The organism is Streptomyces sp. DSM 42067 (assembly GCF_055792885.1).
In genome coordinates this window covers 1,432,204-1,444,623 of sequence record NZ_CM147706.1, presented here as the reverse complement: position 1 = coordinate 1,444,623, position 12,420 = coordinate 1,432,204, and the positions used below count along the sequence as shown (strand labels likewise).

General features: G+C 65.3%; 12 protein-coding genes and 1 pseudogene. 10 read left to right on the top strand and 3 right to left on the bottom strand.

From position 1 onward, the window contains the following. Positions 1–44: 44 nt before the first annotated feature. Complete coding sequence (locus ACSMXV_RS06930; protein ID WP_473176833.1) at positions 45–545, bottom strand: cupin domain-containing protein; 501 nt, start codon at positions 543–545, stop codon at positions 45–47. A gap of 514 nt (positions 546–1,059) precedes the next feature. On the opposite strand from ACSMXV_RS06930, the gene ACSMXV_RS06925 reads away from it, so the two are divergent. From ACSMXV_RS06925 to ACSMXV_RS06885, 9 genes are all read left to right on the top strand, one after another. Continuing rightward, positions 1,060–2,082, top strand: coding sequence for an ornithine cyclodeaminase family protein (locus ACSMXV_RS06925; protein WP_473176832.1), 1,023 nt, complete (start codon positions 1,060–1,062; stop codon positions 2,080–2,082). 10 nt (positions 2,083–2,092) lie between these two features. Continuing rightward, on the top strand, positions 2,093–2,461 hold the full coding sequence (locus ACSMXV_RS06920; protein WP_473176831.1) for a hypothetical protein: 369 nt from the start codon (positions 2,093–2,095) through the stop codon (positions 2,459–2,461). A gap of 12 nt (positions 2,462–2,473) precedes the next feature. Then, complete coding sequence (locus tag ACSMXV_RS06915; RefSeq protein WP_473176830.1) at positions 2,474–2,752, top strand: hypothetical protein; 279 nt, start codon at positions 2,474–2,476, stop codon at positions 2,750–2,752. A gap of 122 nt (positions 2,753–2,874) precedes the next feature. Continuing rightward, positions 2,875–3,822: an ABC transporter permease gene (locus ACSMXV_RS06910; protein WP_473176829.1), complete on the top strand. Its 948-nt coding sequence runs from the start codon at positions 2,875–2,877 to the stop codon at positions 3,820–3,822. After that, positions 3,819–4,715, top strand: a complete 897-nt coding sequence (locus tag ACSMXV_RS06905; protein ID WP_473176828.1) for an ABC transporter permease — start codon at positions 3,819–3,821, stop codon at positions 4,713–4,715. Before ACSMXV_RS06910 ends, ACSMXV_RS06905 begins: the two co-directional genes overlap by 4 nt. Before the next feature lie 217 nt (positions 4,716–4,932). Further along, positions 4,933–6,351: an ABC transporter substrate-binding protein gene (locus ACSMXV_RS06900; protein WP_473176827.1), complete on the top strand. Its 1,419-nt coding sequence runs from the start codon at positions 4,933–4,935 to the stop codon at positions 6,349–6,351. 36 nt (positions 6,352–6,387) lie between these two features. Continuing rightward, the gene (locus ACSMXV_RS06895; protein ID WP_473176826.1) at positions 6,388–7,401 is read left to right on the top strand and encodes an ABC transporter ATP-binding protein; all 1,014 of its coding nucleotides are present in this window, start codon (positions 6,388–6,390) and stop codon (positions 7,399–7,401) included. A gap of 40 nt (positions 7,402–7,441) precedes the next feature. Continuing rightward, positions 7,442–8,416, top strand: a complete 975-nt coding sequence (locus ACSMXV_RS06890) for an ABC transporter ATP-binding protein (RefSeq protein WP_473176825.1) — start codon at positions 7,442–7,444, stop codon at positions 8,414–8,416. 205 nt (positions 8,417–8,621) lie between these two features. Next, positions 8,622–9,389: an SDR family NAD(P)-dependent oxidoreductase gene (locus ACSMXV_RS06885; protein WP_473176824.1), complete on the top strand. Its 768-nt coding sequence runs from the start codon at positions 8,622–8,624 to the stop codon at positions 9,387–9,389. Positions 9,390–9,644: 255 nt separating this feature from the next. On the opposite strand, the gene ACSMXV_RS06880 is transcribed toward ACSMXV_RS06885, so the two are convergent. Together ACSMXV_RS06880 and ACSMXV_RS06875 are read right to left on the bottom strand one after the other, a co-directional pair. Further along, positions 9,645–9,833: a hypothetical protein gene (locus ACSMXV_RS06880; protein ID WP_473176823.1), complete on the bottom strand. Its 189-nt coding sequence runs from the start codon at positions 9,831–9,833 to the stop codon at positions 9,645–9,647. A 250-nt stretch (positions 9,834–10,083) separates the two neighbouring features. Next, a pseudogene (locus ACSMXV_RS06875) lies at positions 10,084–10,550 on the bottom strand (transposase); the annotation flags it as partial. A gap of 47 nt (positions 10,551–10,597) precedes the next feature. Here ACSMXV_RS06875 and ACSMXV_RS06870 point away from each other — a divergent pair. After that, positions 10,598–12,328 (top strand): ISAzo13 family transposase, encoded by a 1,731-nt coding sequence (locus ACSMXV_RS06870; protein WP_473176822.1) that lies wholly within the window; start codon positions 10,598–10,600, stop codon positions 12,326–12,328. Positions 12,329–12,420 lie beyond the last annotated feature (92 nt).

The window sequence follows — 12,420 nt, the reverse complement described above, 5'->3', positions numbered from 1 at the left end:
GGTGTGAGAAAGCTGATCGCAGACGCTTCGCTCAGGTTTCCGGGTCAGACACGACCTCGTACCGGTAATTCGATGGGCGTCGGCTCCAGCGCTTGCCCATTGACCGTCACCGGCTTGGCGTCGATGAGAATGAAGGCGATCGTGCACGGCTTGTCCGATTCGTTGGCCCAGACGTGGTTGGTGCCGCGCTGGATCACCACGTCACCGGCTTCGAGCCGCGTCGTGTCTCCTCCGTCTAGTTCCAGCACCAGCTCTCCGTCGAGCACGAGGGCGTAGTCGACGGAGAGGGTGCGATGCATCGGGGAGCGGTGCCCGGGTTCGAACTCGGCGATCCGGAACACCGTGCCGCCCTCCAGCGTCACCCCGACCGATCGCTGTGCCCCGTCGGTCTCCTGCGTGTTGTCAGCAGGACTCGAGTCGGTCGTCCACAAGAGAGCGGCGAACGAGCCGGGGCCGTTGCCGCCGCGCACCTCGTTGCTGACGATCACCGCCTTTCCCTCGCTGTCGTGCCCGGTCACCACACGCCGGATCTCCGGTGCGCTCACGCGTTGTGCCCTCCGCTCGTTCCGCTGTCCAGTCCCGATGACCAACGGTTCGTGCTGCGCAGTCCCCGTCGGGATGCCGACCGGCGGATGCCTTATCTGCCTCTGAACAGCACATGACCTTCGCCCACCGTGGGGCTTGCCGGGAAGATCGGGGTCACGACGTTTTCCTATGCCACGCATCATTACTCTGCATGGCACTACGGGTCGCATCTCATGCAATTCCGGCGTACGAAGTGGCACATGCACCCGTCGCACTCATTGAATCCACAAATATCAGGTAGTCAAAAGCGTGTCTTGCCCGCCGCCCCGCGGCGCGCGCAGGATCGTCTGGCGGACGACGGTCGCGCCCGTCTCTCGGGACTCCCGTCCAGTCGCCCGTGGCGCGGAGGCTGCCAGCGTCCGACGGAGCCATTGGCCGCGATGTCCCCGCCCCGTCCAACTGCCGTCACCGGCAGAGGGCGCAGGCGTGAACCGTGACCTTCATGTCCACCCCAACGCATCGGAAGGCCGCTGCATGACGACCGCTTCCCTCTCCAGTCCCGTCTTCGTGTCCGGCGCCGCCGCGAGGGCCGTGTTCCAGTGGAAGGACGCGGTGTCCGCGCTTCAGGCCGGCTACGCCCGGCCGTTCGACGCGGCGTCCACGCCGCCGCGCACCGTGGCGACGGGAGGCGGCGCCGCGCTGCGGACCCTTCCGGCGATCCCGCCGGGTGCGCGCTACTTCGGCGCCAAGGTGATGGGCATGACCATGGCCGGGGCAACGCCCGGGTGCGAATACGTGATCGTGCTCTTCGACCGGGAGACGGGCCGGATCGCGGCCTTCGTCGACGGCAACCTTGTCACCGGTCTGCGCACGGCGGCCACATCCGCCGCTGCTCTCGACAAGCTCGCACCACAGCGGCCGGCGCGGCTCGGGGTGCTGGGTAGCGGACTGGAAGCGTCCATGCACACCCGCGCGTTCGCGGCCGTCCGCTCCCTGAGCGAAGTCGTGGTGTTCAGCCCGACACCAGGACGGCGCCAAGCCTTCGCGCGGCAGATCTCCGAGGAACTGGGCGTGCCCGTCCGTGCCGTGGACAAGCCCGAGGAAGCAGTGGAAGGCGCGGACATCGTCCTGGCCGCCGCACGGTCGAAGGGCGAGAAGCCGATCCTGTTCGGTGACTGGCTCCGGCCAGGCATGACCGTCGTGTCCATCGGCTCCACCGTGCCCGGGCAACGCGAGATCGACGTCAGTGTCGTCGAGCGCACCGATCTGATCGTCTGCGACGTGCTCGAGGAAGTCCTGGAGGAGACCGGCGACATGCTGGCGGCCGAAGAGGCCGGTATCGCGTTTCGCGACAAGTCCTTCTCGATGAACGCGTTGCTCGCGGGAGACCTCGATCAGCATCTCCGGTCCGCGGCCTTGCCCATGTTCAAGTCGGTCGGCAGCGGCGTCCAGGACGTGCTCGTCGCCGAGGTCATCCTCACCCAAGCACTGGAAGCCGACCAAGTGACGTACCTCCCGGTCGAGTTCGACACCAAGCGCCCGAAGCGCACCCGTTAGGAGATGACAGATGGTCAGCTACAGCCGTAAGGATGCCCGGGACTGGGCCCGGGAGAAGATGGTGGGCGTGGCGAACGTCACCATTCCCACCATGACGTCGGATTTCAGGCATCTGAACGAAACAGCGATCCGGCACGACGTCGAGAAGACGGTCGAGCACGGTTTCGTGGGCACGCTGGCCTGTTCCGAGGTGGCGATCACGCCCGAGGAGTACGGCCGGCTGGTCGAGATCATGGTCGACCAGGCGAAGGGCCGGACCTTCGTCGTGCACCACGCGATCTTCAACTCGCTGGAGGACAACATCGAGAACGCGCGACGGGCGGAGGCCGCCGGCGCCGAACTCGTGCTCCCGGGGTACCCGCCGTTCTTCTATCCGTAGTCGCTGGAGGACGTGTACGAGTACACCAAGGCCTTCTGTGACGCGACGAACATGGCGGTCATGCTGTTCCCCGTGCCGACGTGGGGCTTCTCCCGGTTCGATCCGGTCGACCTGCCCGTGCCGTTGCTGCGCCGGCTCATCGACGACTGCCCCAATGTGGTGGCGATCAAGGCCGAGGGCGGCGCACCCGAGCTCATGGGGGCGATCGAGGCGTATCAGAAGCTGTTCGGCCGCTGGGGGGAGAGGCTAGCGCGACTGCACTGTGTGAGGACGGTCACAGTGGCCTCGTAGGGTACGGGCCGGGGTCTTGGTCTCGGCCAGGCCTTCGGACACGTTCGCTGGAACCACAGAACGCACGACATCTGGCGCGGCTGGAAAGCGCTCAATCTACGGCGGGACCAAGGAGTGATCACGTGGGTCAGTTGATGGCGAAGGTCGGTCGCGGCTTCCTGGTCGTGCTGCTCGTGACCTTGGTGACCGTTCTGATGCTGGGCCTGGCTCCGGGCTCGGTCGCTGAGTTGATCTTGGGCGACGCTGCGACACCCGAAGCCGTGGCCGCGCTCAATGCCAGCCTTGGCCTGGACCAGCCCGTCTGGATTCAGTACGTGAGTTGGCTCGGCAGTGCGGTCCAAGGTGACTTGGGCCAGTCGCCCGTGACCAATCAGCCTGTGATGTCTGCGGTTGCCCAACGACTCCCGGTGACGCTCCAGTTGGCGGTCATGGCGCTCGTCCTGGCCTTGGTGGTTGCGATACCACTCGCGGTGGCAACCGCGACCAGGCCGGGAAGCCTCCTTGACCGGGTGATCAGCGGCCTCTCAGCAGCGCTGCTCTCAATCCCGGCGTTCATCGCAGGTCCCGTCCTCATCTACATCTTTGCGATTGAACTGGGTTGGTTTCCCGTCATCGGCTGGAACTGGCTCAGCGAGGGTCTCGGCGCCAATCTGAGGTCCGCGCTGCTGCCTGCGTTGTCCATCGCGCTCACCGAGATCGCCGTGTTCTATCGAGTGCTCCGGTCCGACGTGATCTCCACTCTGGGCGAGGACTACGTCGGCGCGGCAAGGGCTAAGGGATTGAAACCTGTATACGTAATGTTCAGGCACGTCTTGCGACCGTCATCTCTCTCACTCATCACGCTGGCCGGTATCAACCTCGGGCGGCTCATCGGTGGGACGGTCATCGTTGAGAGCCTCTTCGCGCTGCCGGGCCTCGGCCAGTTGCTCTACTCATCGATCATTGCCCGCGACGTGATTACCGTGCAAGGGGTCGTCGCGTTCATCGCCATCGCCTACGTCGCCATCAACACCGTCATCGATCTGAGCTATCGGTGGCTCGACCCTCGGATCGGAAAGGTGGCGGCATGACCCAGGTCACAGCGCCCGGCGTCGGACCCAGGAGCGAGAGCGCAGCCTTGGCGACGACGGCCGTCGGACGAGTGCGCAAGCCCTCCGCGCTCCTTGCCTACGTCTGCTACGCGTGGCTCGTGACTCTGATCGCCTTGGCTCTGTTCGCAGACTTCCTGCCGATCGCGTCGCAGGCCACCCCGGTCGACATCCCGCGCCAGACGCCGCGACTCGGATCTCTGGACACCCTGTTAGGCACCGATTCGTTGGGCCGATCGATCCTTGCGCGACTGCTCCACGGCACGCAGGTCTCGCTCCTGGCGGCCAGCGTCGCCGCCGTTGGCGGCTTTCTCATCGGCTGTGTCCTGGGAATGCTCGGAGGCTACCTGGGTGGTCGGCTCGACAGCCTGGTCAAACTTCTCACCGACACCATGCTCGCCTTCCCACCGTTGATCCTGTTGCTCGCACTGGTCGCGATCCTGACGCCCAGCCTTCGCACTTTGACGATCAGCCTGACGGTGGCAGTTGTCCCGACCTTCATCCGTTTGGCCCGCGCCAACACCTTGACGTGGGCGGCGCGGGAATTCGTGACGGCGGCACGAAACATGGGCGGCGGCCATGGCCGGATTCTCATAAAGGAGATCCTGCCCAACGTGCTCCCGTCGATAGGCGCCTTTCTTCCCATCGTGATGGCCGTCCTCATTATCGCCGAAGGCTCGTTGAGCTTCCTCGGACTCGGCATCCCACCCCCGCAACCGAGCTGGGGCGGAATGATCGCTGAGGGCAAGAACTCCCTCGCCGATTCCCTGCATCTCGTGTATTTGCCTGCCCTCGTCATATTCATGACGGTCTTTTCTCTCAACCAAGTAGGGGACCACCTGCGGTCCCGCTTCGACCGCACCCAGCATCACTGATCGTTCTGCCCGAGATGCCGGCGACAGTCCAGCCCGCTGTTGCAGGTGCTGTCCATCTCCACCGGAAAGGTCACCCATGAAACTCCCTCGAACCAGGTCACCGATCGTGGCGGCACTATGTGCTGCCGCGCTAGCGCTCACGGCGTGCGGTAGCGGCGCAGACGCGGGCGACGAGCCCGCGGGCGACCCCGTGCAGGGCGGTACTGCTCGCGTCCTCATGATCGAGGAACCCCGCACTCTGGATCCCGCCGTCCTCACGCAGACCTCTCTGCACGCGGCCCTGGGCAACGCTCTGTACGGAACGTTGGTGACCAGCGATCCCGCCACCGGTGACATCGAGTACGGACTTGCAGAATCATTCACGACCAGTGATGACGGGACCACGTTCGAGCTGAAGCTCCGCGAAGGTCTGACCTTCTCCGATGGAACACCGTTCGATGCAGCGGCGGTGAAGTTCAACTGGGAGCGGCTCACTGATCCCTCGCTCGGATCGCGGAGCGCGCTCTTCGCGCGGATGATCGAGTCATCGGAGGTCGTCGACGACGTCACCTTGAATTTGACCCTGGTGGAGCCAAACCCTGGCTTCCCCCGGACCATCGCCACGACCTCGCTGACCTGGATCGCATCGCCGACGGCGCTGGACGCCGGCCAGGAGGCATTCAGCACGAACCCCACCGGGGCAGGACCGTTCGTCCTGGAGTCCTGGGTTCGACAGGACCGGCTCGAGCTGATGAGGAACCCTGACTACTGGGATGCTCCGAAGCCCTATCTCGACGGCCTCACGGTGCGCGTGGTCCCGGATGAAAGCCAGCGGATGAATGCGCTGATCAGCGCGGAGGCCGACGTTGCGGTTGGCCGGACGTGGACTGGCTTGGCGATGGCGCGCGACGCGGAAATCGAGGTCGAGGCTCCTGCCCTCTCCGGCGGCTACTACCTCGCGATGAACATGGACAGGGCGCCCTTCGATGACGTCCGAGCCCGCAAGGCGGTCGCCTATGCCCTGGATACAGATGCGCTGAACGCGGCGGTCGAGAACGGCAAGGCCGAGATGGTGGACACGCTGTTCCATGAGGAGTCGCCGTACTACGCCGACGTACTTCTCAACCCTCACGACCCTGAGGAAGCGCAGAGCTTGCTCGACGAGCTCGCTGCTGAGGGCAATCCACTCTCCTTCACCTTCAGCGCCTTCGCATCGCCGTCGGATCGTCTGCTCGCCGAAGCAGTTCAAGCCCAACTCTCAGCGTTCGAGAACGTCGACGTGCAGGTTCGCACCATCGAGTTCGCCGAGGCCCCGCAGCTCTATACCGCACGCGAGTTCGACATGGCTGCCAGCCCGGCTGACTTCGCGGATCCGGAGCCCCAACTTGCCCTGCATTTCGCCACTGGTTCCGCCTCCAACTTGGCGGGGATCAGCGACCCGGAGCTGGACGCTGCGCTGAGGCAAGGCAGGTCGTCGAGCGACGTCGAGGCGCGAAAGGATGCCTATGAGGTGGTCCAGAAGCGGCTCGCGGAGCTGACTCCCACCATATTCACCAGGCGGCCAGCAACGTTCGCGGCCGTTCGAAGCGGGGTGCACGGCGTCGTTCACTCAGGGAATGGGTCGTTGCTTCCAGCGGAGCTCTGGATCTCCAACTAAGTACTGTTTCAGACTAGCGGAAGCGATCGTCAGACTATGAGTGCTGAGGCTTTGCTCCAGGTTCGCGATCTTCGTGTATACATCGGGACCGCGCGCGGCGCGGTTCGGGCGGTGGACGATGTCTCGCTCGACGTAGATCGTGCACAGTCACTAGGGGTCGTCGGCGAATCCGGATCGGGCAAGTCGGTGATGGCTCGGGCCATTACGGGCTTGCTCCCGCCGCACGCCGAGTGCTCCGGTGAGATCACCTTTCGGGGCCGAGACATGCTCGCGTTGTCACGCAAGGACAAGGAGGAGATCTGGGGAAAGCAGATCGCCATGGTTTTCCAGGACCCCTCACGGTCGCTAAACCCGGTCGTGCGGGTCGAGCGGCAGCTCACGGAAGGGATGCGCCGCCACCTCGGTATCAGCAGATCCGACGCCCGCAGCCGAGCGGTCGATCTCTTGACTGAAGTGGGCGTGCCGGCCCCCGAACAGCGGTTACGGAACTACCCGCACGAACTGTCCGGAGGTATGCGGCAGCGAGTGATGATTGCCATCGCGCTCGCCTGCGAGCCTGAGCTCCTGATCGCCGACGAGCCGACCACTGCCCTCGACGTGACCATACAGAGGCAAGTGCTCGACCTTCTCCGACGCGTCCAACAGGAACGGCATATGTCGATGATGCTGATCAGCCATGATCTGGCGGTGGTCGCTGGTCAGACCAACAGAATCGCCGTGATGTATGCGGGCCGGCTTGCCGAGTACGGGGATACTCGCGAAGTCTTTGAAGCCCCCGGCCACCGATACACCGAAGCGCTGCTAGATGCGACACCCTCGGTCGAGCACCCTCCGGGAGAGCGACTGCGGGTTATCCCAGGGGCACTACCCGATCCAACTGATCTACCTGTCGGCTGTCGGTTCGCCGCTCGGTGCCTCTTCGCCACGGACGAATGCAACGCTGCGGAGCCAGTCATGACACCCATGGGTCGGGACCGCGCAGCAGCATGCTTCAATCCGGCGGGCGACCAGGCGCCGACCGCGGTGGGAGGTGGCAGAGGTGGCCGGTAAGGGAAAGGCCCATTTGCGCGGAGACGATGCGCTCCTGAGCGTGGAGGACCTCGTCGTCGAGTACCCGGTGAAGTCGGGTACCGTGCAGGCGGTGTCTGAGGTGAGCTTCGATGTCCTGGCGGGGGAGACCCTGGGCATCGTGGGTGAATCGGGTTGCGGCAAGTCGACGACCGGCCGCGCGCTGCTGAGGTTGGACCGAATCACGGCGGGCCAAATCCGTTTCGGTCATGAGCGCGTCGACAAGGCGACGGAGCGGCGCTTGCGCCTGCTCCGGCGGGACATGCAGATGATCTTCCAGGATCCCGTGGCCTCCCTGAACCCCCGCCGCGAAGTCAAGGACATCGTCGTAGAAGGCTTGGTCGTCGCCGGAATCTCGGCGGCTGAGCGTGCGAAGGTGGCCTCCGATGTGCTCCGGAAGGTCGGCCTGAGCGGTGACCGGTTCCTCACCATGTTGCCGCGCCAACTCTCCGGCGGCCAGGCCCAACGCGTGGCCATCGCCCGGGCACTCGCCGTGAACCCTCGTCTGCTGTTGTGCGATGAGCCCGTCTCAGCACTGGACGTGTCAGTCCAGGCGCAGATCATCAACCTGCTCAACGATCTCAAATCCGAGTACGACCTCACGGTGCTGTTCATCGCTCACGACCTCGGGGTAGTCCGGACGATCAGTGACAAGGTTATGGTCATGTACCTGGGCAAAGTGTGCGAGTTCGGCGACTCTGATGGGGTCTACGCCGCACCGGCCCACCCCTACACGCGGGCACTGCTCGACTCCGTGCCACTGGTCGATCCCGATCAGCGGTTCGCCGGTCCGGCGATCCAGGGCGATATTCCCTCACCGCTGGCACCCCCTTCAGGCTGCAGGTTCCGAACCCGATGCCCACTCGCGCAGGACCGGTGTGCCGCAGAGGAGCCGGAGGTGCGCGAGATCCGCCCCGGCCAACACGTCGCGTGTCACTTCCCTCTGGGCGCGGCGGAGCCGATGGCCTCCGAACTGGCCAGCCTGTCCGCGTCCTGAGCCGAGGAGGGACATCGCCTTCACCACGCGCGCCCACGACTGCGCGGTGCGGTCGGCCCTGGTCGGTGATGTGCACGAGGAGCCCGCGCCGACTCTGTTGCGTTGTTCGCTCGCCCGTGACCGGACAAGGGCCGGTCCACTTCGCGGCGGGCGGAGGTATCGCTGTTCGCGAACGGTTCGCAAGTCATCACTTTGGAGGATTCAAATGCCTGGACGCTTCGAGGGAAAGGTCGTGCTCGTCACCGGTACCGGAGGGGGCCAGGGACGCGAGGCCGCACTTCTCTTTGCTGCCGAGGGAGCAACAGTGGTCGGGGGTGATCTGAAGGTCGACGGTGCCCTTGAGACGGTCGAGCTCGTTCGTGCTCAGGGCGGCGCTATGGCGTCAACGCAGCCACTCGACCTTGGTGACCCCGACGCCGTGCGCACGTGGATCGACGAGGCGGCAGAGAAGCACGGCGGCATCGATGTTCTCTATAACAACGCCTCCGCGCCCGCCTTCGCGCCGATTGACGAGATGACCGACGAGCAGTGGCGCTTCACCATCCGCAATGAGCTCGACCTGGTCTTCTTCGCCTGCCGTGGGGTGTGGCCGCACCTGATCGCGCGAGGAGGTGGCTCGATCGTCAACACGGCGTCGGTGGCGGGAATAGTCGCTAGCACGGGTGCGCCCGGCGGCTCTGCACACGGCGCGACCAAGCACGGCATCATTGGCATGACACGTGAGCTGGCCGCCGAAGGCGGTCCGCACGGGATCCGCGTCAACGCGATCAGCCCCGGTGCCATCCTCACACCGGCGACCGAGGCCTTTTTGGCCGGCCCAGAGGCGCAGGACCGGCATCTGAAAAGTCAGGTCATTCAGCGGTTGGGGCTCCCGGCAGACATAGCCTCAGGAGCGCTCTTCCTAGCCTCCGACGATGCCGCGTTCATCACCGGCCACAATCTCGTGATCGACGGCGGGCATACGATCATCTGACTCGATGGATCACGGCGCGGCTGGCCGACGTTGCGGGCCGATCGACGCCGCGCTGCGGACATGGCCGGTCCCGGCGGTGAGGTCGCCGTTGCTCCGGGTCCTGGTGGCGTCGGGTGAGGTCGTTCACGAGGGGGCGATCACCCGCGTGCGCGACTGCCTCGTCCGAGGACCGAAGACCAACATCGCGGTCCAGCACTCGATGCTGATCGCCCTCTGCCACATGGGCAGCACCGCAGGGCCGCGGAAAGTCGGGTTTCAGCAGGTGAGGAGCCATGTCACGGTTCGTGCCGGGCTGCGGGCGTGGTGTCGTAAAGCTGCGGCGATGTTGTCCCAGCCTGCGAGGCGGAGGAGCCCGATCGCGGTGTTGCGTAGGGAGGCCATGACGTGGGGTGCGTGGGCGGTGCGGACCTGGGAGCGGTCTTCGTCGTAGGTGACGTCGCGCACCCAGTGCAGGGCATTCTGTGCGACACGAGGTCGCGCATGGTGAGTGAGTACGCAGATTGGTGGCCGGTCATGCCGGGTGCGTAGTTCTCGATCAGTGTTCCAGATCGGTCCCCGCCTCGACGTGCGCGAAGTCGTTCGTCGCGATCGGTGAGTGGTGAGCGGGTGCGCTGCCGCCTGAATCGCTGGTTGCACTCGGGCTTGACCGGGCGCCTGAAGCGTCGAACCTGCGCAAACTGTTCGCCCGCATCGGTCATGTCCCCTGTAGTGGTGTAACCGCGTCGGGTTGATCTTCGGCTGGATAGATCTTGTCCATGCTGCCTTCGGGGAGGTAGCGGCGGGGGAAGGCGATCCATTCGTCGTGCATCTCGATGAGCACGGCGGTGGTGAGGCGTTCGAGGGCGTCGGGGTTGGGGAAGATCTGGACGACGTCGACGCGGCGCTTGATCTCCCTGTTGACCCGCTCCAGGGGTTGGTCGACTGGATCTTCTTCCAATGTCGCTCCGGGAAGTCGGCGAAGGCGGTGAGGTCGACCTTGGCCTCCAGAAGCATGGCCCTGACCTTGGGGAACTGCCGTCCGAGCATGTCGGCGACGGTGTCGAGCTGGGCGCGGATGGCCTCGGTGGTGGGCTGGGCGAAGATCGTGCGGATGGTCGCGGCCACCATCTCCGCGGCGTCCTTGGGGATCACCGCAAAGACGTTGCGCAGGAAATGAAGCCGTAAAGAATCAACTCGTTGCTTTCATAGGACAAGATCGTTGCTCTGGTATGGGCTTCGCCGCCGACGTTCTGGATCAGCTTGCGCTGCGGTTCCAGGTCGTCTTGCCGCATCTGAACGAGCGTCAGCGGCGTCTGATGCTGGCCCAGGAGGCGCGACTGCTCGGACACGGTGGGGTACGGGCCGTTGCGCGGGTGGCCGGGGTGAGCGAGAGCACGGTCCGCAACGGGGTGTTCGAGCTGGAGGCCGGTGGAGACCCGCTGCCGGACGGCTGCGTCCGGCGTCCCGGGGGTGGCCGCAAGCCCGCCGAGGAACAAGATCCTTCCCTGATTCCGGCGTTGCTGAAGCTGGTGGAACCGGACGAACGGGGTGATCCGGTGTCGCCGCTGCGCTGGACCACCAAGTCCTTGCGTAATCTCGCAGAGGAGCTGACCCGGCAGGGCCACCCGGTCTCCGCTCCGACCGTCGGCCGGCTTCTGAAAGGGCAGGGCTTCAGCCTGCAGGCCAGCGCCAAGACGCTCGAGGGCAAGCAACACCCCAACCGGGACGCGCAGTTCCGCTACATCAACGAGCACGTCAAGGAGCACCAGTCCGGCGGTCAGCCGGTCATCAGCATCGATGCCAAGAAGAAGGAACAGCTGGGGCAACTGCCGAACCCCGGGCGGCAATGGCGCCCCGCCGGCGATCCGGTACAGGTGGAGGACCACAGCTTCTACTTCATCGGCCCCGACGTCGACGTGGCGATACCCTTCGGCATCTACGATCTGGCCCACGACAGCGGCTGGGTGAACGTCGGCACCGATCACGACACCTCCGTGTTCGCCGTCGAGTCGATCCGCCGCTGGTGGCAGGCCCGTGGGCGGATGGACTACCCGGATGCCGACAGACTGTTGATCACCGCGGACTGCGGAGGGTCCAACAGCTACCGCTACCGGTTATGGAAGGCTGAACTCGCCGCGTTCGCCGCCCAGATGGGCCTCACGGTGACTGTCTGCCACTTTCCGCCGGGCACCTCGAAATGGAACAAGATCGAGCACCGGCTGTTCTCCCACATCACCATGAACTGGCGTGGCAGGCCCCTGGCCAGCCACGAAGTCGTGGTCAACAGCATCGCCGCGACCCGCACCCGCACCGGCCTGCGTGTTCACGCCGAGCTGGACACCGGGACCTACCCGGTGGGAATTTCCGTCAGCCGCGAACACCTGCGCTCACTGCCGATCACACCCCATGACCAGCACGGATCCTGGAACTACACGATCGCCCCGGCCGGCGCCGTCGGCAACTGCGCGATCAACACGAGCGATCGGGACCAGAGCAGGTCGCAGGTCTTGGCGATGCTCGCCGACCCGCGTCTGAGCGACATGACCTCATCGGAGCTGGAGGCACTGTGCGCCCAACTGGCCCCCGCGCAAGCCGCTCAGGCCGAACAACGCAAGTTCCAGCAGCGCGGCGGACGACGTCTGAAGGCCCCCGGAGCACACGGCAATCCCCTGCTCTCGAACACCGATCGCATTCTCATCACGGTGATCTACCTGCGCCGCGTCTGCTCCCAGAAGGTCCTGGTCGACCTTCTCGCCATCAACGCAGTCACGATCGGCCAAGTCATCGGCGAGACCCGCACACTCATCGACGCGCAGAAAATCACCATCTCGCAGACCGCGCACTACTTCTCCTCCGCACAGGAGCTGCGCGAGCGCGATGGCTACCCCTTGACCAGGGGTTATGCGGAGATCGCTGCTACACCACTCGGCGGGACACCATCGCCGGTGAGTCCTTGGTAGGACCCTCCGAACCTGGAGCCATGCCCCGTGCGCGTCCTGCGACACCGATTCCGGGCCGCCAGGACCCCTACCCTGACAGCGCCCTGCCGCGC

Excerpts from the sequence above, each read along its gene's own strand:
- ACSMXV_RS06925 (WP_473176832.1), top strand. The coding sequence starts at position 1,060 with ATGACGACCGCTTCCCTCTCCAGTCCCGTCTTCGTGTCCGGCGCCGCC.
- ACSMXV_RS06920 (WP_473176831.1), top strand. The coding sequence starts at position 2,093 with ATGGTCAGCTACAGCCGTAAGGATGCCCGGGACTGGGCCCGGGAGAAG.
- ACSMXV_RS06905 (WP_473176828.1), top strand. The coding sequence starts at position 3,819 with ATGACCCAGGTCACAGCGCCCGGCGTCGGACCCAGGAGCGAGAGCGCA.
- ACSMXV_RS06900 (WP_473176827.1), top strand. The coding sequence starts at position 4,933 with ATGATCGAGGAACCCCGCACTCTGGATCCCGCCGTCCTCACGCAGACC.
- ACSMXV_RS06895 (WP_473176826.1), top strand. The coding sequence starts at position 6,388 with ATGAGTGCTGAGGCTTTGCTCCAGGTTCGCGATCTTCGTGTATACATC.
- ACSMXV_RS06885 (WP_473176824.1), top strand. The coding sequence starts at position 8,622 with ATGCCTGGACGCTTCGAGGGAAAGGTCGTGCTCGTCACCGGTACCGGA.
- ACSMXV_RS06870 (WP_473176822.1), top strand. The coding sequence starts at position 10,598 with ATGGGCTTCGCCGCCGACGTTCTGGATCAGCTTGCGCTGCGGTTCCAG.